Here is a 20477-nt window from a genome sequence, read left to right as displayed (position 1 = left end):
GTCCGATGCGAATCAGCGCGTGGGCAGTCTTCCAAAAAACCTGCTGCTTGTCCTGCCCGAAGCGCCGGAATCGGCCGTCCCGGCGTCATCGTCCCGCCGGATCGAGGCGCTCGATCCAATCGACAAACGCGCCAACCTACACTGGAAATCAAGGTCCGACGCGCGAACCGTCAGCCGGTTTCGCGCAGGGACTCGTCTTCGGCCGGACGCGGCTTCGCTTCGGGTGGCAGGTCATCGTCGGCTTTCAGAACACGGCGTCGGGCCGCGGGACGCTTGCGGACAATCCTGACCCGCTTGACCCGACGCGGGTCAGCATCCAGGACCTGAAACTCGAAGCCCGGAATAGCCTGTACGACTTCACCACGCGCCGGGATCCGGCCCAGTGACGCGAAGACCAGGCCGCCGAGCGTATCGACATCCTCAAGCTGTTCGCGCACATCGAAATCCGGGCCGATCGCCTGAGCGATCTCTTCCAGTTCCACACGCGCGTCGGCAACGAAGACGTCGTCGGAAGTTTTGGCGAACATGACCTCCTCATCGTCATGCTCGTCCTCGATATCGCCGACGACCATTTCCACGATGTCTTCCAGCGAGGCGAGACCGTCCGTGCCGCCGTATTCGTCGATCACCAGTGCCATCTGAATGCGGGCAGCCTGCATGCGCTGCATCAGATCCGATGCATGCATGGAGGGCGGGACAAACAGAACCTGGCGAATGATGCCTGCTTCTTCCACGGTCTTCGTCAAATCGACCCGCCCGAGATCGAAGGTCAGGCGCGGCTGGCGGGCAGGCTTTTCAGGGACGATCACCCCGGCAGCGGCAGTGCGGTTGCCGCTGCGCCGCTTGTTGCGCGCCTGCTTGGCGACATAAGACAGGAGATCGCGGATATGCACCATGCCGCGAGGATCATCCAGGCTTTCACTATAGACCGGCATGCGGGAGCGGCCGGATTCTTCGAATATCACCATGAGTTCGCCGATGGTGACGGTCAGATCCACCGCCTCGATATCGGCGCGCGGCACCATGACATCCTCGACCCGGACTTCACGAAAGCGGAGAATATTGTTGAGCATGGCCCGTTCGGCCGGGGAAAAGGCAGCGTCCGCGCCCGGATCCGTCATCAGCGCGTCGGCAAGATCCTCGCGGATCGTGGAACTGCTTCCAGTACGCCACAAGCGGGCGGCACGGCTCCAGAACGAAAGACCGGATTTGCCGTTTTCAGGTTTCGGCGCGGAGCTACTACTGCCCGGCTCATCCTGACCGGAGGCTTCCGCCTCATCCCTGACAGCCACGGCAGGCTGTGTTCTAAAATCGCTCATTGTTCCAAACTATCATACGGGATCACTATCCCCATAAGGATCAGATAGCCCAAGACTGGCCAAAATGCCAGTCTCGAGCCTCTCCATTCTTTCGGCATCCGCGTCGTCAACGTGATCATAGCCGAAAAGATGCAAAAAACCGTGCACCAGCAGATGAGTCAGATGCTCGTCAAACGGCTTGTCGAGCTCCCGCGCCTCCCTTGTCAGGGTTTCCTGTGCAAGAATAATATCGCCCAGCATTGGACCCGGCATCCTGCCTGGCGTGACCGGAAAGGCCGGAAACGACAGCACATTTGTCGGCTTGTCCTGCTTGCGCCATTGGGCATTGATTTCGCGGATCGATGCGTCATCCGTGAAAACCAGGGAAACCTCGGCCGGCGTCTCCGGAAGAGGCTGTTTCTCCTCACCCGCCAGAAACGCGGCGCTCACGCCGAGAACCCGCTCGCTCAGGGTCTGCAACTCCGTCTCGGAAGGCCACTGGCCCTCCTCGACACTGATCTGGATATCGAGAGCACTCATGTCCGACTACGGGCGTTAGCGGTCACCCTGCTCGCTTTCGTCGTGAACTGCGGTCTGTGCCTCATAGGCACGAACAATCCGCGCAACCATGGGATGGCGCACGACATCCACGTCCTTGAAGCGGACAACCGAAACACCCTCCACGCCACGCAGGATCTGCAGCGCCTCGACGAGGCCCGACTTCACACCGCGCGGCAGATCGACCTGGCTCGGATCGCCGGTGACGATCATGCGACCGTTTTCGCCAAGACGCGTCAGGAACATCTTCATCTGCATCGATGTCGTGTTCTGCGCCTCGTCGAGAATGACGGCGGCATTCCCCAGGGTTCGGCCGCGCATGAAGGCAAGCGGCGCGATTTCGATAACCCCGGCAGTAATCGCCCGCTCGACCTTGTCGCCGGGCATCATGTCGTAGAGGGCGTCATAAAGGGGGCGCAGATAGGGGTCGACTTTTTCTTTCATGTCGCCGGGAAGGAAGCCGAGCCGCTCGCCGGCTTCGACAGCGGGGCGTGACAGCACAATGCGATCGACAGCCCCACGCTCAAGAAGCTGGGCGGCATGGGCAACGGCGAGATAGGTCTTGCCGGTACCGGCAGGGCCCACCCCGAAGACGAGTTCGGAACGCTCCAGCGCCCGCATATAGGCGTCCTGAGTCGGCGTGCGGGCCGCTATCGTCTTCTTGCGGGTGGAAATCTGCGCCAGGTTCAACTTGGCCTTTTTCTCCAGTGTCGGAAGTTGCAGCTGGTCATCGGCGGCAACGGCCATGCGGATGGCACCTTCAACATCGGAGGCTTCGACGCTGCTGCCGCTCTGCAGACGTCCGTAGAGATAATCGAGCGCACGCCGGGCCTGGTTGGTGGCGACGACTTCGCCCGATATGGAAACCGAATTGCCACGCGGCCGCGCATCGACCTTGAGCCGCTGCTCGATGAGCTTGAGATTCTGATCGAACTGACCGAACAGTTCGCTGGCGAAGCGATTGTTCTCGAAAGTGAGCACGAAGTGATTGACGTCTGTCGCGGATGTTTTCGACTGGCGCGGCGAAGATGAAACCAATTCGTGTCCGTTCAAGCGGTAAGGCTCCTTAGCTGGCGTTTCCCTAGCTTACCACCTCGGCAAACAGACTGTTAGGGCCCGCAGCAGTGATTCGTACCTTTATAATGTCACCGATTTGCGATGACTTTGCATCAACATTCACCGACTGCAGCCATGGCGATCGGCCGATTAACTGGCCGGGCATGCGGCCCGGCTTCTCCAAAAGCAGGTCGATCGTCTTGCCGATGCACTGGCGGGCAAAGTCGTTCTGCTGTTTTAGAAGCAAAGCCTGCAATCTTTCCAACCGCTTGGCTTTTACCGCCTCCGGCACCTGCTCCTTGAGATCCGCGCCGGGCGTGCCTGGGCGGGTCGAATATTTAAAGGAAAATGCCTGTGCATAACCAACGGCTTCGACAAGGCGCAGGGTATCTTCGAAGTCCGCGTCGGTTTCGCCGGGAAAGCCGACGATGAAATCGCCCGACAATGCGAGATCGGGGCGCGCCGCCTTGATACGGTTGATCAGCGCAATGTATTCGTCTGTCGTGTGGCGCCGGTTCATGGCTTTCAGAATGCGATTGGACCCCGACTGGATGGGCAGATGAAGATAGGGCATGAGTTGCGGCAGGTCGCGGTGCGCGGCGATCAGTCCGTCGTCCATGTCGCGCGGGTGACTTGTGGTGTAGCGCAGGCGGGCGAGCCCCTCGATGGCCGCAAGACGATGCAGAAGCTCGCCAAGCCCCCAGCTTTCACCGTTCGGACCGTCGCCGTGCCAGGCATTGACGTTCTGGCCGAGCAGCGTGATTTCGCGCACGCCGGCGTCAACGAGCTTCTGTGCCTCCTGGACGATCTGGACGACAGGTCGGGACACTTCCGAACCGCGCGTATAGGGCACGACGCAGAAGCTGCAGAACTTGTCGCAGCCTTCCTGCACGGTCAGAAAGGCGGTAACGCCCCTTGCCCTGGTCTTCGCCTTGTCGGGTGCCGGCAGATGCTCGAACTTGTCCTCGATGGCGTAGTCCGTTTCCAGCACGCGCTCACCGCGCTTCACGCGCTTCAGCGCTTCGGGCAACCGATGATAGGTCTGGGGGCCGATGACGAGATCGACGGCCGGAGAGCGGCGCAGAATCTCGTCGCCTTCGGCCTGGGCGACGCAACCGGCAACGCCGATCATCATCTGCCGCCCCTCGCTTGCCTTCTTCTTCTTTAGATCGCGCAGACGGCCCAAGGCCGAATAGACCTTCTCGGCCGCCTTTTCCCGAATGTGGCACGTGTTGAGCAGCACCAGATCGGCATCGTCCATGACATCGGTCGAGACATAGCCGTCCTTGGCCAGCGCATCCGTCATCCGGTCGGAATCGTAGACATTCATCTGGCAGCCGTAGGTCTTCACGAAAACCTTGCGGACCGGAGTGCCTTCGAGCGCTGTTTCGGGCGCTGCGGACAAAACTGCTGTTTCCTGGGTCATGGCGGTTCCATAGAGCAAAGACGGGCAAAATTGAAGCCCTCATCGGGATCAGCGCCCGCGCAGCTTCAGCGACAGCATGGATCGCAGGCTTTTCTCGATTTCGCGGCTGACGAGCTTGCGGTTGCTCTGATCGGTATAGGTGATCTGCTCGCCAAAGATGACATCGACATCGACAGCGCCCTCGTGGAGAATGCCCAGCAGATGGGGAGCGAGGGGGATGTCTCCGGGCCAGGCCGCGACCGGCCTGTGATAGCGTCCCATCGGCATGCCGTGAATGCCGGTATAGGCAATGGCGACGGGCTGGACATGCACCACACCGGTCGGCGACAGCGGCACGGCCGCGGCGGCGGCGCCGAACAGCGAGGTCTTGATCTCCAAAAGCCGGTTGCCATCCGAGGTCGTTCCTTCCGGAAACAGAACGACCACCTCCCCGCCCGCCAGACGGCTGCCGATCTCGTTGACCTGATTGCCGGTCGAGCGCTTCTGGTCCCGCGCGATGAAGATGGTTTTCTGCAGGCGGGCAAGCAGACCGAAAACCGGCCAGGACTTGACGTCCGATTTGGCCACGAAAGCGACATCCGCGATCGAACCGAGCACGAGGATGTCCTTCCAGCTCGCATGGTTCGAAATCAGCAACAGCGGCCGCTGCCGGTCGAGCATGCCGTGGACGTGAACGCGGATGCCGATCATGCGGCAGGCCAGCCGATGCCAGAGACGCGGCACTTTCCGGCGCTGTGGTGTGTCACACCACAGAAAAAACAGCTGCAACGGGACGAGAACGAGGGTGCACAGAACCAGAACCAGCATGCAAAGCACCACGCGCAGCCAGCTGATCACGCGCCGACGCTCCGGTCGCGCAAGCCGGCGCCGCCATCGCAGCCTATCCCGTCGGACATTATCGCGGGTTGCCTGATGCCGTGTTTCCGGATGTCTCGGTTCTGGCGTTGCAAATGCGTTCCTCTTCAGATCAGCCAGCGCTAGTCAAGATCGAGACGCATGACAAGGGCCGCAGTCCTGGCGCCCGCGGCGTCCCGATAATAGGCGCGCCTCTCGCCGACTTTGGTAAAACCGAGTTTCCGGTAAAGCCCGATTGCCGCGGCATTGGTTTCATCAACTTCCAGGAACATTGCCTCGGCGGCCTGGTCCCGCGCCTTGCGCATGGCAGCACGCATCAGTCGCCAGCCGAGACCGAGCCGCAGAAACCGCGGCTCGACCGCAATCGTCAGAATTTCGGCCTCGCCTGCGGCGACCCGGGCAAGCACGAATCCACCGGCAGCCGGACGGCCAGAGGCGTTGCTTTGTCGAGCGACGAAGCCGAAGACCGCATCCTGAACCAGCAGCGCATGCAGTTCGCCATCGCTCCACGGTGAGGAAAAACAGGCCGCGTGGATGGCAGCCGCCTTTGTAAGATCGGCCGGCTCCAACGGAACGATCTCGAATTCCGGCTTGCGTGTGAAATAATCCGTCAGCGCCATTCCCATGGCCCTAAACCCTTGCCACGGCGAAGCCTGATTGCGACTTGACGTCGGGCCCGCGCAGATAGAGCGGGCTTGGCCTGTTGCCCTGCGGATCGGCCATCGCGCCGAGACGCGCCACCACAGCAGTATCGACGGCATCGATCTGCGCGACCCCAGGCAGGGGAGTCTGCGTCAGATGCCGTGTCGCAGAACCGCAGATAACGCCTTCGAAATTCTGCAGGAGTTTTTTTGCCTCGATGATTTCCAGCACCTGCGGTCCGGTGCGCGGCGTGCCATCGGGCTCGAATATCTGGCAATAAAGTTCGTCGCGTTTGGCATCCATGGCAACAAGAACCGGCAACCGAGGATACATTTTGCCCGCCGATCCGGCCAGTGCCGCCAGCGTTGAAACGCCGACCACGGGCACGCGCAGCGCCAGCGCAAAACCCCGTGCGGCGGCGACGCCGACGCGGATGCCGGTGAAAGAACCCGGGCCGATGGTGACTGCAATACGATCGATGTCGCCCAGTTGCCGTCCGCTCGCAGCAAGTGCCCCGTCGATAAAGCCCATCAATTGTTCGGCATGCCCACGCCCTATATCGGCGCCCGCAGAACCGCTCAGCCGATCGGTTTCGCTGTCATAGATCGCAGCAAAGCAGGCCGTGCCGGCCGTGTCGATGGCAAGCACGTTCATGGGTATCGACCTTCAAGGCCTGGATGCAACACGGATGAATGCTCGCTCAGACGGCTTCGACGGCTTGTACTTCCGGAATGAAATGATGCAGCAGGTTCTGCACGCCATGCTTCAGCGTCGCCGTCGAAGACGGGCAGCCGGAGCAGGCGCCTTTCATGTTGAGAAAGACTGTGCCGTCGCGAAAACCCTTGAAGGTGATGTCGCCGCCATCCTGGGCAACGGCTGGACGAACGCGGGTTTCGAGCAGTTCCTTGATCGTGGCGACGATGGTTTCGTCACCTTCGGCGAAGAACTCGCCGTCCTGATCGCTTTCTTCAGCCCGCGTCTGCACGGCCATGACCGGCTGGCCGGACATGAAATGTTCCATGATCGAGCCGAGGACGGCGGGCTTCAGGTGCTGCCACTCCTGGGCTTCCTTGGTCACCGTGATGAAATCGTAACCGAAGTAGACGCCGGTCACGCCGGGAATCTGAAACAGGCGCGATGCCAGCGCCGAACCGGCAGCCGCCTCTTCAGCATCGCGGAACTCCGCCGTGCCGTTCTCCATGACCACTTTGCCGGGCAGGAATTTCAAGGTTGCGGGGTTCGGGGTCGCTTCGGTCTGGATGAACATGGTTTTCTCCGGGTCGGCCGGGATCGCTTCGACCAGCCATTTTAGAATTATTCAAAAGAATATAAGCCGTTTGGACGCCGGCTTCAAGAGAGCCGGCACGCCGTTTGGCTGCCGCCCTCAATGAAAACGCGACGACGACTTCAGCTCAACGCATCGATCTCCGCATCCGTCAGAATGTCCGGAATGACCGTGACGGGAATCGGAAACGCCGCCGTCTTTCCGGCAATCGACGAAACAAGCGGGCCGGGGCCATCCTTCGTGGAGCCTGCGGCCAGAACCAGGATCGCAATGTCGCGGTCTTCCTCGATCAGACCGTAGATCTGCTCGGCGGCACTTCCTTCGCGGATGACCATTTCCGGCTCGATGCCGATCGTTTCGCGAACCGTCTGGGCTATCCTCGCAAGGGTCGCCTCGGCCTCCGCCCGTGCTTCAGCCCGCATGATGCCTTCGACCCCCAGCCATTGCTGGAAATCGCCGTCAGGGATCACATACAGCAGGACGAGGCCACCGCTGGAATTTCTGGCACGCATGCCGGCATAATGAACCGCCCGGCCGCATTCCGGGGTGTCATCGATCACTGCCATGAACTTGCGGCGGTGACCTTCCAATCGTGAAAGTCGTGTTGAAACCATGGGCGGGACTCTTACACTCGATATTGAAGGCCGCAAGAGTTCTTTTACGGCCGATTATTGCAGAAAGCCGACGATGTCCCGGACCTGTTTCATGGTGACTTCCGCCCGCGCCCGGGCCCGCTCGCCACCGTCGCGCAGGATAGAGTCGATATGCGTGGTATCATCCATCAATCGGCGCATTTCGGTCGAGATCGGTGCAAGCACAGTCACCGCCAGATCGACAAGGGCCGGCTTAAACACGGAAAATTGCTGCCCGCCGAACTGCTGCAGCACATCAGCCTTGGACGTATCGGCCAGGGCTGCGTATATGCCGACGAGATTGTCGGCCTCGGCGCGGCCTTTCAATCCCTCGACCTCGCCCGGTAAGGCATCCGGATCGGTCTTGGCCTTGCGGATCTTCTTCGAGATCGTGTCGGCGTCGTCCATCAGGTTGATCCGCGAGAGGTCCGATGCGTCGGATTTCGACATTTTCTTCGTGCCGTCGCGCAGGCTCATGACACGCGGCGCCGGGCCGCCAATCAACGGTTCGACCATGGGAAAATAGGCATGAACGGGCTCATCGCCGACCTTGATGTCGATGCCGTGTCCAGTCTTGCGGATGTGCTCCATGAAGTCGATGTTGAACTTCATGGCGATATCGCGGGCCAGCTCCAGATGCTGCTTCTGGTCGTCCCCAACGGGCACATGGGTTGCACGGTAGACGAGGATGTCGGCGGCCATCAGGCTGGGGTAGGCAAGCAGTCCGAGCGACATCTGTTCTGCGTTCTTGCCACCGGACTTGTCCTTGAACTGGGTCATGCGCTCCATCCAGCCGATGCGGGCGACGCAGTTGAAGATCCAGGCAAGCTCGGCATGCTGCGGCACCGCCGACTGGTTGAAGACGATGTGCTTCTTCGGATCGATGCCGGCTGCAATGAAGGCGGCGGCGATCGAGCGGATCTGGCCAGGCATATCCTCATGCACCAGTTGCGCGGTGATCGCGTGCAGATCGACGACGCAATAGATGCAATCATTGTTGTCCTGCAGCGCCACGAACTTGCGGATCGCGCCCAGGTAATTGCCAAGATGGAGATTGCCTGTCGGCTGGACGCCGGAAAAAACGAGCGGCTTGAAATCTGACATGGTGTCCTCATTCGGGCTTGTGGAGGGCCCGGCCTCTGTTGCTGTTGGCGGCGCTTATGCACACAGGCGGCCCGAGGATCAAGAGGCACCGCATCGCCACTGTTGCGAGAGGACGTGGAAGGAGCGACCTTACCGTCGCTCCCTGGGCATCGGGGCTGCCGATGAGTGAAGCCGCTTTGGATTTTTATACCCAGCCGCACCGTCCCTTCTTAAGAAATTCGGCGCAATCGGGGCGCAATCAGGGCCGATAAAGAGCATAAAATTCCATAAAATTGCTACATTTTAAGTTGAATTACCCTGGCATCGCGAGACGATGGCACTTATGGCCGGTCTCATCCGCTCACATCGCGCCTTCCAGAAGACGCCCCGGCACCCCCGGCCGAAGTAGCCTGCCCCGTTCGAGACATCGTCCGGCACCGGCCAAAGGGACTTGTAATGCGTAAAATATTTCCATTTCTTTTGGCCGCCGCTCTGGCACTGTCGTCTGCCGCTGCCGCTGGGGCGGCTGACGGAACAGCAAGAAAGGTGAAGCTCAAAGAGCATCAAATGACGGCCGCCTATAGCGTCCAGACCGGATCCGTGAAAACCGGCTGCTTTTCCACACAGCTTCACGGCATTCTTGCCCATATTGCCCGCCAGACCGGTCATCGCCCGGTCGTGACCTCCGGCCACAGACCCCATGCCAACCGGTCGAAATCGCAGCACCGCCATTGCCGTGCAGCCGATATCAGGGTTTCCGGCGTTTCGGAGCGAAAGGTTCTTGCCGCAGCAAGAACCGCGCCCGGCATCGGCGGCATCGGCCGATACTGCAACGGCATCATCCATGTCGACATCGGTCCGAAGCGGCACTGGACGCATTGCTGAGCCAAAGCCATCGAGCGGTTCTGATCGAAGCCTTCCGGCCGCTATTCAGGTTCCGGCGGCGGGGTTTTTGCGGCCTTGCGCCTGAGATTGCGCCGGATCATGCCGAGATCGGCCCCGCCGATGAGAAAGGCTGCGGCGAAGTAGATGAGCATGGAGATGCCGATCAACAGGCCGAGCGTTCCGATCTTTGTCAGCAGCGGCACGCCGGTGGCAAGCGAGGCGGAAAACACCGACCGCAGGGAGTAGAGCGCGCCGCCCATGATGGCTGCGGCGACGACGAGCAGCGCGGTGCGCCGCGCCAGCGCCCATTCCCAGACCAGATGGCCGCGCTTCAAAAGCGTGACGAACAAAAGCACGGTGCTCAGCCAGCCGGCCGCAGCTTCGGCAATGGCAATGCCCGGCACCCCGAGACGGGGAAACAGCGTTACCGCCAGAGCACAATTGACGGCAACGGCAATGCCGGAGAACCGCATGGGCGTGCGTGTGTCCTCTCTGGCGTAAAAACCGGGCTGCAAAGCCTTGATCAGCACGAAAGCCGGCAAGCCGAGACCGTAGATGGCAAGGATGGAGCCGACGACGGCGGTGTTCTGCGCTTGAAACGCGCCGCGTTCGTAAAGCACGCGGATGATCTCGTCCGAGAGAATCCATAGCGCAAAGGCGGCGGGAATAGTGAGGAACAGGACAAATTCGATCGAGCGGTTCTGCAAATTGCCCGCTTCAGCGAGGTGACCGCCCTTCAGGGCGCGCGACAATTCCGGCAGAAGCACCACACCGACGGCAATGCCGACGACGCCGAGCGGCAGCTGATAGATGCGGTCGGCATATTGCAGGGCGGAGATCGCGCCGTCCTGCGCCGAGGCGATCGCCTGGCCGATCAGCTGGTTGATCTGCGTGATGCCGCCGGTGATGGCGGCCGGCACGGCGAGAATAAGCAGCCGCTTGACATTGGGCGTGATGCGGGGAAAACGCAGGCCGATGCTCATGCCGGCGTGCAGAACACCCATATAGACGACGGCCAGTTGCAGAACGCCGGCGACGAGCACGCCCCAGGACAGATGCCATGCCGTCGTGAGCGGATCGGCACCGGTGTAGAGCCCATAGATGAGCGCACCGATCATGACCAGGTTGAGGAAGATGGGTGCGACGGCGGCGGCAAAGAAATGATGCAGTGAATTGAGCATGCCGCTCATCATCGCCGTCAGAGACATGCACATGAGATAGGGGAACATCACCATGGCCATGCGCACGGTCAGTTCCGACTTCGCCGCATCGTCGGCAAAGCCCGGCGCGATGACGAAGCGCACCAGAAGCGGCATGGACAGTTCCATGACGATGGTGATCAGCAGGAGCAGGGTAAAGAGGACGCCGAAAACTTCCTCGGAAAAGCGCTTGGCGCCTTCCTTGCCATTCGCCTCGATCTCCTTGGAAAACAACGGCACGAAGGCGGCGTTGAAGGCACCTTCGGCAAACAGCCGGCGAAAGAGGTTGGGAAACCGGAACGCGGCGTAAAAGATGTCGGCCATCGGCCCCGTTCCGAGTGCCGCCGCCATCAGTGTCTCACGGGCGAAACCGAAGATGCGGCTTCCCAGCGTCGCGCCGCCGACGGTCATGAATTTCCGCACAAGGCTCATGTGTCGGCTTTCGTCTTTTTAGCGCCGCCTGCCGTCCGGGTGTGCTGCGGCGCGATCATGCCCGATGGCATGCGATCGCGCACCTCATCGGCCTCGTCGGACATGACCGCTTTCAGGCGCGCCACGATGTTGCCGTGCCGACCCTCGTTGGTAATTTTCTGGCCGACAAGATCCGTCACATAAAACGTATCGATGACCTTTTCGCCGAAGGTGGTGATATGCGCAGAGGCGATGTCGAGCGAGAGATCCGAGAGGACGGCGGTAATCTCCGAAAGCAGGCCGGTGCGATCGAGGCATTCCACTTCGATGACCGTGAACTTGTTGGAGAGACTGTTCGAAATGATGACTGCAGGCGGCACTGTAAAGGCCTTGTTGCGCTTGCGGTGTTTCGTGCGACTGGCGATCACCTCCGGCAGCCGCTTGGTGCCGGATAGAACATCCTCGATCATTTTTCCGATGTTTCCCGCCCGGCGCGTCTCGTCGCTATCGACCGAAAACTCGCGGGTCACGAGAATCGTATCGAGCGCCCGGCCATCGGAGGTCGTGAAAATCTGCGCGTCCACGATATTGGCGCCCGCTGCGGCACAGGCCCCGGCGATAACGGCCAGCAGGCGTGGATGGTCCGGCGACAGAATGGTGATTTCGGTGATCGCATGGAACTGGTGCGTGCGGACCATGGTTGCCAGCGCACGACCGGCCTTATCGGCCTCGCGAATAAATTTTGCATGACGCAGTTGGTCTTCCAGAGGTACCGACAGGAGATAAGGCTGATAATGCAATTTGGTATAGGCCTTGCGGTCTTTCTGGCTCCAGTCCGACAGGGCGTTGTAGAGCATGTCTGCGGCATGTTCGGCACGCGCCTTGCGCGGCACATCCGAAAACCCTCCGGAGAGAAGCAGTTCCGTCTCGTAATAAAGCGTGCGCAGAAGCTGGCCCTTCCAGCCGTTCCAGACGCCCGGCCCGACGGCGCGGATATCGGCGATCGTCAGCACCAGCAGCATCTTCAATCGATCGAGCGACTGCACCTTTTCGGCAAAATCGATGATCGTCTTTCGATCGTTCAGATCGCGCGTCTGGGCGACCATCGACATGGTCAGGTGCTCCTGGATCAGCCAGGCAACCGTTTCCGTCTGCTTGGCGTTAAGGCCGAAGCGCGGGCAGAGCTTGCGGGCAACCCTGGCTCCGGCTGCGGAGTGATCCTCTGGACGGCCCTTGGCCACATCGTGGAGAAAGACGGCGACGAACAAAGCCGTGCGATCTTCGATCCCCGGCATCAGCTTCGCCGCGAGCGGATGCAGTTCCACGTCACGGCCCTGGTCGATACGCGACACCACATCCACGGCGCGCAGCAGATGCTCGTCCACCGTATAATGGTGATACATATTGAACTGCATCAGCGAAACGATCTTGCCGAATTCTGGGATGAACCGTCCGAGCACGCCAGCCTCGTTCATCCGCCGCAGGATCAGTTCCGGATCGCGCCGCGAGGTGAGCATGGAGACGAAGAGGCGGTTTGCCTCCTCGTCGTCGCGAACAGGCTGCGTGATGAGCCGCAGCGAGCGCGTCACCTGCTTCAGGGCGGCGGGATGGAATTCCAGACCGTTGATATCGGCAACATGGAAGATGCGGATGAGGTTGACCGGATCGCGCTTGAAGACATCCGAACTCGCAAGGGCGATGCGGCCGCCGTCATCGACGAACTCCAGGGTCCCTGCGATCTTGCGGATGCGATGGGTGAACCGGCTGAGCGCCGCGGTGAAACCCGGAAGCTGCTTGGCCTGCTGGTCTTCGAGGGCCGCGCAAAAGATGCGCGTGAGATCGCCGACATTCTTCGCCACCAGGAAATAATGCTTCATGAAGCGCTCGACGGCGGTCATCCCCGGATGGTCCTGATAGCCGAGCGCCTCTGCGATCTCCCGCTGGATGTCGAAGGACAGGCGCTCCTCCGCCTTGCCGGTGAGGAAATGCATGTGGCAGCGCACGGCCCAGAGAAAATCGTCGGATTTCTCAAAGAGCTTGTATTCCTGGCGCGACAGCACCCCAAGCTTGACGAGATCGGCCTGGTCTTTGACGCGGTAAAAATATTTGGCGATCCAGAACAGCGTGTGAATGTCGCGCAGGCCGCCCTTGCCTTCCTTCACATTGGGCTCGACCAGATAACGCGTATCCCCCGCTTTGCGATGGCGTTCGTCGCGTTCGGCGAGCTTGGCGGCAATGAAATCCGGCCCCGTATTCTTGACGATTTCCGTATCGAAGCGGGTTTCCAGTTCCTCCGCCAGTTCCTTCGAGCCGCAGATATAGCGCGTTTCGAGGATCGCGGTCCTGATCGTCATATCGCCGCGCGACAGGCGAATGCATTCATCGACGGTGCGCGTCGCGTGACCGACCTTGAAGCCGAGATCCCAGAGGATATAGAGCATGAACTCGATCGCCGGCTCGGCCCAGACCGCCTTTTTCAGCGGCAGGAGAAACAAAAGATCGATATCCGAGCCGGGCGCCAGCGTTCCACGGCCATAGCCGCCAACGGCGGTTACGGCGATGCGGGTCCAGGCATCCGCCTTGGCCGCATCGAACACTTCATTCAGCACGAATTCGTGCAGGACGGTGATCAACTGATCCTGCAGCCATGAAATCCGCTCGGCGCATTTGAGCCCGCTGCCGTCCTGATCCAGCAGGCACCGCGCTTTTTCGCGGCCCTCCAGATTGGCCTGACGAAAGGCCGCCAGCAAGGCCTGGCGCATCATGTCACGATGTTCGGCATGGGCCGAAGCGATGAAACTGCACTTTGCCTGCAACGTCTTGACGTTCAGAATATCCGGGAACGCGGTTTCATGTGGGGTCATCAAATGCCGACCGTCTTCCTGTCCGGCAGGCTCTGCGAGCCGCTGCGTGTGCATGCGCTATAGACCTTTTGTCAAAGAGTAGACAGGACTGTAGCCGTCAACGATTGCCAAGTTGTTTCTTCAGCGCATAGAGCGCGTCCATTGCTTCGCGCGGCGTCATATCATCCGGATTGAGGTTTTTCAAAGCCTCTTCCACTTTCGACGGGCCGGCCCTGGCTTTCTCTTCGCGACGGATGGCGATCTGGAAGAGAGGCAAGTCGTCAATCAACTGGCTGGCCGGGTTCTTGCGATCGGCGTCCTCCAGCTTGGCCAGCACATCCCTGGCGCGGGCGACGACGGATGCCGGGAGGCCCGCCAAACGGGCGACCTGGATGCCGTAGGAACGGTCGGCGGCACCGGGCCCGACCTCGTGAAGGAAGATGACGTCGCCATCCCACTCCTTCACCCGCATCGTCGCATTGGACAGACGGACAAGCTTCTCCGACAGCACTGTCAGTTCATGGAAGTGCGTGGCGAACAGGCCCCGGCAGCGGTTTGCCTCATGCAGATGCTCGACGGCCGCCCAGGCGATCGACAGGCCGTCGAATGTCGCCGTTCCCCGGCCAATCTCGTCGAGAATGACGAGTGACCGGTCGGTCGCCTGATTGAGGATGGCGGCGGTCTCGACCATTTCCACCATGAAGGTGGAGCGCCCGCGGGCCAGATCGTCCGAGGCGCCGACGCGCGAGAACAGCCGGTCGACCACGCCGATATGGGCGGCATTGGCCGGTACAAAGGAGCCCATCTGCGCCATGATCGCGATCAATGCATTCTGGCGCAGGAAGGTCGATTTGCCGCCCATGTTCGGGCCGGTCAGCAGCCAGATTGCGCCGTCGCCCTCGCCGTCCTGCGGCGACAGATCGCAGCCATTGGCGACGAAGGCCACGCCGGATTGCCGGCGCAGAGCCTGCTCGACCACGGGATGGCGGCCGCCATCGATCGCAAACATTTTCGAGAGATCGACAAGCGGGCGGCAATAGGCCTGTTCCTCGGCAAGCGTCGCGAGTGCCGCTGAAACGTCGACCAGTGCCAGCGCCAGCGCCGCCGCCTTGATCGCCTCGGCCTGCGCCACCACAGCGGCCGACAGCCTGTCGAAGGCTTCGAGCTCGATCGACAGCGCCCGGTCGGCGGCATTGGCGATCTTGGTTTCGAGATCCGACAGTTCGGTGGTCGTGAACCGCATGGCGTTGGCCATGGTCTGGCGATGAATGTAGCGCGCCTTGGCCTCCGGACTGTCGATCATCGGCCCGGCATTGCCCTGCGTCACCTCGATGAAATAGCCGAGAACGTTGTTATATTTGATCTTCAGCGACTTGATGCCGGTTTCCTCGGCATAGTTCAGTTGCAGACCGGCGATGACGCGGCGGGATTGATCGCGCAGTGCCCGCATTTCGTCCAGTTCCGGGCTCGCTCCGTCGCGCAGGAAACCGCCGTCCCGTTTCAACAGCGGCAGGTCCTCGCCAAGCAGGGAGGAAAGCGTGTGCACCAGTTCTGCCGGCAAGGCGCTGATGGCCGCGAGCGCATCGCCAAGCTCTTCGGACAGCTTGCCCTTATCAAGCAGGCCTGCGACCTCGCCCGCCGCCTGGCAGCCGGAGAGAATCGCCCCGAGATCACGCGGCCCGCCGCGGCCGAGCGAGAGGCGCGACAGCGCCCGCGGCATGTCGGGCAGATGTTTCAGCGCCGCTCTCAGATCGCTGCAGAAGGCGGGCTGGTCGCAGAGCGCAGTGATCGAATCCAGCCGCCTGTTGATGCGCTCCGGGTCGGTCAGAGGCGACATCAGGCGTTCGGCCAGAAGACGCGCGCCGCCGCCGGTCACCGTGCGGTCCAGCGCCTTGAGCAGGGTCCCGTTGCGGTCGCCCGACTGGGTCTTCACCAGCTCGAGGTTTGTCCGCGTGGCAGGATCGATGAACAGGGTTGAGGCCGCACTTTCGCGCTCGGGTGTGCCGAGCGGCGGGCGTTCGGCAAACTGGGTTTTCTCGACATAGGAGATGGCGGCCGAGGCAGCGGCGAGTTCGGCACGCGAAAAGCTTCCGAAACCGTCGAGCGTCTTGACCCCATAATAGCGTGTCACCCGGCTTTCAGCCGTCGCGCTGTCGAACAGGACGGCGGGCTGCGGCACGGCAACCCGGCCAAGGACATCGATGACGGGTCGCATGTCCGGATCGTGAAAGACCGTATCGGCCAGAATGAGCTCGCGCGGCTCGATTCTCAGGATATCTGCCAGCAGCCGGGTTTCCGTTGTTTCGGCAAGCCGGAAAACGCCCGTCGAGATATCGATCCAGGCGAGCGCGATGGCAGGTTCGGCGCTGCCGCGGATACGGGCAAGCGCCATCAGATAATTGGATTCCGATGGCGAAAGCAGCTTGTCCTCGGTGATCGTACCCGGCGTGACAAGCCGCACGACATCGCGTTTGACGACGGATTTCGAACCGCGCTTCCTGGCCTCCGCCGGATCTTCCACCTGCTCGCAGACGGCAACGCGAAAGCCGAGACCGATCAGTTTCTGCAGATAGTCGTCGGCCGCATGGACCGGCACGCCGCACATCGGGATATCCTGACCGAGATGCTGGCCACGCTTCGTCAAGGTGATGCCAAGCGCCCGAGACGCCTCGACCGCGTCCTGGAAGAACAGCTCGTAGAAATCGCCCATGCGGTAGAACAGCAGCGAATCCGGGTTGTTCGCCTTGATCTCGATGAACTGTTCCATCATCGGCGTGGCCGTGGCGCGGCTCTCCTCGGTCGCCAGTTGAACGGCGGTCAGAACTTCGGCGCTGCGGGAAATAGGCTCGGTCACAAAAGTCATGCTGGTTCCAAAAAAGTGGTGCCACACTATTCATGCGTGTTTATAGAAGACAACAACAAAGCGGCGCGGGAAGGCCGTCGCCCACAAAAGGTTGGAGGACCTATGTCGGAAAATGACAAGAGCAGCCGTAACGCAACCAGCGTCACGGATCAGGAGGCGCTCGATTTTCACGCGCAGGGCCGGCCCGGCAAGCTGGAAATCACCCCCACCAAGCCCATGGCGACGCAGCGGGATCTTTCGCTTGCCTACTCGCCCGGTGTCGCCGTCCCCGTAAAGGCGATCGCCGCTGACCCGTCCAAGGCCTATGACTACACCACGCGCGGCAACATGGTTGCCGTCATCTCCAACGGCACCGCTATTCTGGGCCTCGGCAATCTCGGTGCGCTGGCCTCGAAGCCGGTCATGGAGGGCAAGTCTGTTCTCTTCAAACGCTTTGCCGATGTCGATTCGATCGACCTCGAGGTCGATACGGAAGACGCGGACGAATTCATCAATTGCGTCCGCTTCCTCGGCCCCTCCTTCGGCGGCATCAATCTGGAGGATATCAAGGCGCCGGAGTGTTTCATCATCGAGCAGAAGCTGCGCGAGATCATGGACATCCCGGTCTTTCACGACGATCAGCACGGCACGGCGATCATCGCCACCGCGGGTCTCATCAATGCGCTGCAACTGACGGGCCGCGACCTCAAAACCACGAAGCTGGTGTGCAACGGCGCCGGCGCGGCGGCCATCGCCTGCGTCGAACTGATCAAGTCTATGGGATTTGCACCCGAAAACATCATCATGTGCGACACCAAGGGCGTGATCTACCAAGGCCGCACGGAGGGTATGAACCAGTGGAAATCGGCGCATGCGGCCAAGACCGACCGGCGCACGCTGGAGGATGCCATGGACGGCGCCGACGTGGTGCTTGGCCTGTCGCAGAAAGGAGCTTTCTCGGATGCGATGATCCGGTCCATGGCGGCCAAGCCGATCATCTTCGCCATGGCCAATCCCGATCCGGAAATCACGCCCGAGGAAGTGTCTGCCATTCGTGACGACGCGATCATGGCGACGGGACGGTCGGATTATCCGAACCAGGTCAACAATGTTCTCTGCTTCCCCTACATGTTTCGCGGTGCGCTCGACGTTCACGCCTCCACAATCAACGAGGCGATGAAGATCGCTGCCGCACAGGCGCTGGCGAGCCTTGCCAAGGAGGATGTCCCAGATGACGTGGCCGCCGCCTACCAGGGCAACCGGCCGCGCTTCGGTCCGCAATATATCATTCCCGTACCCTTCGATCCGCGCCTGATCTCGTCCATTCCGGTGGCCGTGGCCAAGGCCGCCATGGAGAGCGGCGTCGCCCGCAAGCAGATACCGGATCTCGCCGCCTATGGTCGCCAGTTGTCGGCGCGCCGCGACCCGATCGCCTCGACCTTGCAACGCATCTATGAACGCGTCCGCCGCCAGCCGAAGCGGATCGTCTTTGCCGAGGGCGAGGAGGTGCAGATGATGCGCGCGGCGCTTGTCTACGCCAACCAGGATCTCGGCACCGCGATGCTTCTCGGACGCGAGGACCGGATGCGGGAAACGGCGGAGCGCGAAGGCATCGATCTCGACCGCCCCGGCATCCAGATCATCAATGCGCGCATTTCCAGACGCACTGGCGCCTATACGGATTATCTTTACGCCCGCCTGCAGCGGAAGGGCTTTCTGTTCCGCGACGCACAACGGCTGATCAACAACGACCGCAATCATTTTGCCGCCTGCATGGTGGCGCTCGGCGACGCGGACGGCATGGTGACCGGCATCACGCGCAACTATTCGACCGCTCTCGATGATGTTCTGCGCTGTATCGACCCGAAGCCGGGACATCGCGTCATCGGGGCCTCCCTTGCGCTTTGCCGCGGCCGCACCGTGCTCGTTGCCGATACTGCCGTCCATGACATGCCGTCCTCCGAGGAACTGGCCGACATTGCCGAGGAAGCGGCTGGCCTGGCGCGACGTCTCGGCTATTTTCCGCGCGTGGCGATGCTGGCCTATTCGACCTTCGGCCACCCCTCCGGCGAGCGCTCGGAACGGGTACGCGAAGCCGTCAAGATCCTCGATAAGCGTCGCGTCGATTTCGAATATGACGGCGAAATGGGGGCCGATGTGGCGCTGAACGCCAAGGTGATGGAGCAATATCCGTTCTGCCGCCTTTCGGGCACCGCCAACGTGCTGGTCATGCCGGCATTTCACTCTGCATCGATCTCGACGAAGATGCTGCAGGAGCTTGGGGGATCGACGGTGATCGGCCCGCTGCTCGTCGGCCTCGACAAGTCCGTTCAGATCGTCTCCATGGCGGCCAAGGATTCCGACATCGTCAACATGGCGGCCCTTGCCGCCCACAATGCAGGCAGCTGACAATCACTGCCGAAGGCACAATAGACGAAGCCCGCTCCCGAGACGTCGGGGGCGGGCTTTCTCGTTGTACAGCAAGGGGTTCTTCAGCTGGCGAAACGCCCTGCGTCGGCCCCGTAATAATTGATGTAGCGGCCGGAAATATTGTTGATCGGCAGAACGATCAGGACGTCGGTGGTCCGGAAGGCATGGTCGACAACCGCGCCTTCGCCCACCATTGCCCCGAGCCGCATATACCCCTTGATCAAGGGCGGCAGGGCGGCAAGCGCCTTGCGCATGCTGATCGCCTCGGTCGGCATCAGGTCCATGTTACGGAACAGTTCCGGCCGTGCGGTCACATGCCATTCGTCGCGCACGAGCATGTTGTGATGCAGGAAGGACAGCGCCAGCGCATGTTCCTCGGGCACGACGCCGGGAAAGGAACCGCAGCCAAACATGGCGTCGACGCCGTGCTTCAGGGCATAGGCCCAGTTTCCCTGCCAGAGAAGCTCGACGGTGCGCTTCGTCCGGTATTCCGGCAAAACGCAGGATCGGCCGAGTTCCATGAATTTCTTGTCCGGCTGGCGCTTGAGCAGCGCATCGACGCAGAATTCCGACGCGGAATAAAAACCGCCCGTCGCTTGAGCCACATCCTGGCGAAGCAGCCTGTAGGTTCCGACAATCTGCTCTTCGGCATCGCCTTCGATTGTCGTGTCCAGCACCAGAAGATGATCGCAGACCGCGTCCCAGATATCGGCATCGCGCTTGCGGCGAGCCGCCTCCTGCGGGATCTGTGCCTTCATCTCTTCCACGAAGACCTTGTAGCGGACGGCCTGCGCGGCATCGATTTCGCCGGCATTGCGCGCAAGCCGCGTTTCCAGAGTACCGATACGGCCAAGCACGTCGGCGGCGGGTGCCTTGGAGCTGCGGACACGGGTCAGCGGCTGGTCAGCCACGGTCACCATTTCCAAAGTTTCGGTTGCCATCGCGGGCCATCCTGATCGCTGATATCCTGAACGGGTTTAAACACGTTTCTGCAACAGGATAGTGACATCGGAAGCGCCCGCAAAGGCCAAA

Annotated in this window: 16 protein-coding genes; 2 read left to right on the top strand and 14 right to left on the bottom strand. The window is 61.3% G+C overall.

The genetic code is table 11. The annotated features are described in order from the left end of the window. Positions 1-170: 170 nt before the first annotated feature. From PY308_RS03230 to trpS, 10 genes are all read right to left on the bottom strand, one after another. Positions 171-1319 (bottom strand): transporter associated domain-containing protein, encoded by a 1149-nt coding sequence (locus PY308_RS03230; RefSeq protein WP_275788010.1) that lies wholly within the window; start codon positions 1317-1319, stop codon positions 171-173. A 12-nt stretch (positions 1320-1331) separates the two neighbouring features. Further along, entirely contained in the window at positions 1332-1838 is a 507-nt protein-coding gene (gene ybeY / locus PY308_RS03225; RefSeq protein WP_275788007.1) for an rRNA maturation RNase YbeY, read from the bottom strand. Positions 1839-1853: 15 nt separating this feature from the next. Beyond that, on the bottom strand, positions 1854-2909 hold the full coding sequence (locus PY308_RS03220) for a PhoH family protein (RefSeq protein ID WP_275788004.1): 1056 nt from the start codon (positions 2907-2909) through the stop codon (positions 1854-1856). Positions 2910-2937: 28 nt separating this feature from the next. After that, entirely contained in the window at positions 2938-4338 is a 1401-nt protein-coding gene (gene miaB / locus PY308_RS03215) for a tRNA (N6-isopentenyl adenosine(37)-C2)-methylthiotransferase MiaB (RefSeq protein WP_275788001.1), read from the bottom strand. Between the two features lie 48 nt (positions 4339-4386). Then, entirely contained in the window at positions 4387-5175 is a 789-nt protein-coding gene (olsA, locus tag PY308_RS03210) for a lyso-ornithine lipid O-acyltransferase (RefSeq protein WP_275787999.1), read from the bottom strand. Positions 5176-5315: 140 nt separating this feature from the next. Next, positions 5316-5813: a GNAT family N-acetyltransferase gene (locus tag PY308_RS03205; protein ID WP_275787998.1), complete on the bottom strand. Its 498-nt coding sequence runs from the start codon at positions 5811-5813 to the stop codon at positions 5316-5318. A gap of 10 nt (positions 5814-5823) precedes the next feature. Next, entirely contained in the window at positions 5824-6489 is a 666-nt protein-coding gene (gene tsaB / locus PY308_RS03200; RefSeq protein ID WP_275787996.1) for a tRNA (adenosine(37)-N6)-threonylcarbamoyltransferase complex dimerization subunit type 1 TsaB, read from the bottom strand. 46 nt (positions 6490-6535) lie between these two features. Then, the gene (locus PY308_RS03195; protein WP_275787993.1) at positions 6536-7102 is read right to left on the bottom strand and encodes a NifU family protein; all 567 of its coding nucleotides are present in this window, start codon (positions 7100-7102) and stop codon (positions 6536-6538) included. Between the two features lie 140 nt (positions 7103-7242). After that, positions 7243-7734: a universal stress protein gene (locus PY308_RS03190; protein ID WP_275787992.1), complete on the bottom strand. Its 492-nt coding sequence runs from the start codon at positions 7732-7734 to the stop codon at positions 7243-7245. A gap of 54 nt (positions 7735-7788) precedes the next feature. After that, positions 7789-8856, bottom strand: a complete 1068-nt coding sequence (gene trpS / locus PY308_RS03185; RefSeq protein WP_275787988.1) for a tryptophan--tRNA ligase — start codon at positions 8854-8856, stop codon at positions 7789-7791. Positions 8857-9291: 435 nt separating this feature from the next. Between trpS and PY308_RS03180 the strand changes: the two genes are divergently transcribed. Continuing rightward, positions 9292-9720, top strand: a complete 429-nt coding sequence (locus PY308_RS03180) for a YcbK family protein (RefSeq protein ID WP_275787986.1) — start codon at positions 9292-9294, stop codon at positions 9718-9720. A 41-nt stretch (positions 9721-9761) separates the two neighbouring features. Here the strand turns inward: PY308_RS03180 and murJ are convergent, their stop codons facing one another. From murJ to mutS, 3 genes are all read right to left on the bottom strand, one after another. Further along, positions 9762-11351, bottom strand: a complete 1590-nt coding sequence (gene murJ, locus PY308_RS03175) for a murein biosynthesis integral membrane protein MurJ (RefSeq protein ID WP_275787983.1) — start codon at positions 11349-11351, stop codon at positions 9762-9764. Continuing rightward, a complete protein-coding gene (locus PY308_RS03170; RefSeq protein ID WP_275787981.1) occupies positions 11348-14194 on the bottom strand; it encodes a [protein-PII] uridylyltransferase in 2847 nt (948 codons plus the stop codon). Before PY308_RS03170 ends, murJ begins: the two co-directional genes overlap by 4 nt. 97 nt (positions 14195-14291) lie before the next feature. Further along, entirely contained in the window at positions 14292-17036 is a 2745-nt protein-coding gene (gene mutS, locus PY308_RS03165; protein WP_275787979.1) for a DNA mismatch repair protein MutS, read from the bottom strand. A gap of 102 nt (positions 17037-17138) precedes the next feature. Between mutS and PY308_RS03160 the strand changes: the two genes are divergently transcribed. Beyond that, positions 17139-19424, top strand: coding sequence for an NADP-dependent malic enzyme (locus PY308_RS03160; protein WP_275787976.1), 2286 nt, complete (start codon positions 17139-17141; stop codon positions 19422-19424). Between the two features lie 83 nt (positions 19425-19507). On the opposite strand, the gene olsB is transcribed toward PY308_RS03160, so the two are convergent. Then, on the bottom strand, positions 19508-20365 hold the full coding sequence (gene olsB, locus PY308_RS03155; protein ID WP_275791003.1) for a l-ornithine N(alpha)-acyltransferase: 858 nt from the start codon (positions 20363-20365) through the stop codon (positions 19508-19510). Positions 20366-20477: the final 112 nt, after the last annotated feature.

The sequence above is a fragment of the Pararhizobium gei genome (assembly GCF_029223885.1).
GTDB lineage: Bacteria > Pseudomonadota > Alphaproteobacteria > Rhizobiales > Rhizobiaceae > Pararhizobium > Pararhizobium gei.
This window is presented reverse-complemented; position numbering and strand designations above follow the sequence as displayed.

Coding starts and splice junctions, on each gene's coding strand:
- PY308_RS03230 (WP_275788010.1), bottom strand. CDS start 1,319: ATGAGCGATTTTAGAACACAGCCTGCCGTGGCTGTCAGGGATGAGGCG.
- ybeY (WP_275788007.1), bottom strand. CDS start 1,838: ATGAGTGCTCTCGATATCCAGATCAGTGTCGAGGAGGGCCAGTGGCCT.
- miaB (WP_275788001.1), bottom strand. CDS start 4,338: ATGACCCAGGAAACAGCAGTTTTGTCCGCAGCGCCCGAAACAGCGCTC.
- PY308_RS03205 (WP_275787998.1), bottom strand. CDS start 5,813: ATGGCGCTGACGGATTATTTCACACGCAAGCCGGAATTCGAGATCGTT.
- tsaB (WP_275787996.1), bottom strand. CDS start 6,489: ATGAACGTGCTTGCCATCGACACGGCCGGCACGGCCTGCTTTGCTGCG.
- PY308_RS03195 (WP_275787993.1), bottom strand. CDS start 7,102: ATGTTCATCCAGACCGAAGCGACCCCGAACCCCGCAACCTTGAAATTC.
- PY308_RS03190 (WP_275787992.1), bottom strand. CDS start 7,734: ATGGTTTCAACACGACTTTCACGATTGGAAGGTCACCGCCGCAAGTTC.
- trpS (WP_275787988.1), bottom strand. CDS start 8,856: ATGTCAGATTTCAAGCCGCTCGTTTTTTCCGGCGTCCAGCCGACAGGC.
- PY308_RS03180 (WP_275787986.1), top strand. CDS start 9,292: ATGCGTAAAATATTTCCATTTCTTTTGGCCGCCGCTCTGGCACTGTCG.
- murJ (WP_275787983.1), bottom strand. CDS start 11,351: ATGAGCCTTGTGCGGAAATTCATGACCGTCGGCGGCGCGACGCTGGGA.
- PY308_RS03170 (WP_275787981.1), bottom strand. CDS start 14,194: ATGACCCCACATGAAACCGCGTTCCCGGATATTCTGAACGTCAAGACG.
- mutS (WP_275787979.1), bottom strand. CDS start 17,036: ATGACTTTTGTGACCGAGCCTATTTCCCGCAGCGCCGAAGTTCTGACC.
- PY308_RS03160 (WP_275787976.1), top strand. CDS start 17,139: ATGTCGGAAAATGACAAGAGCAGCCGTAACGCAACCAGCGTCACGGAT.
- olsB (WP_275791003.1), bottom strand. CDS start 20,365: ATGGTGACCGTGGCTGACCAGCCGCTGACCCGTGTCCGCAGCTCCAAG.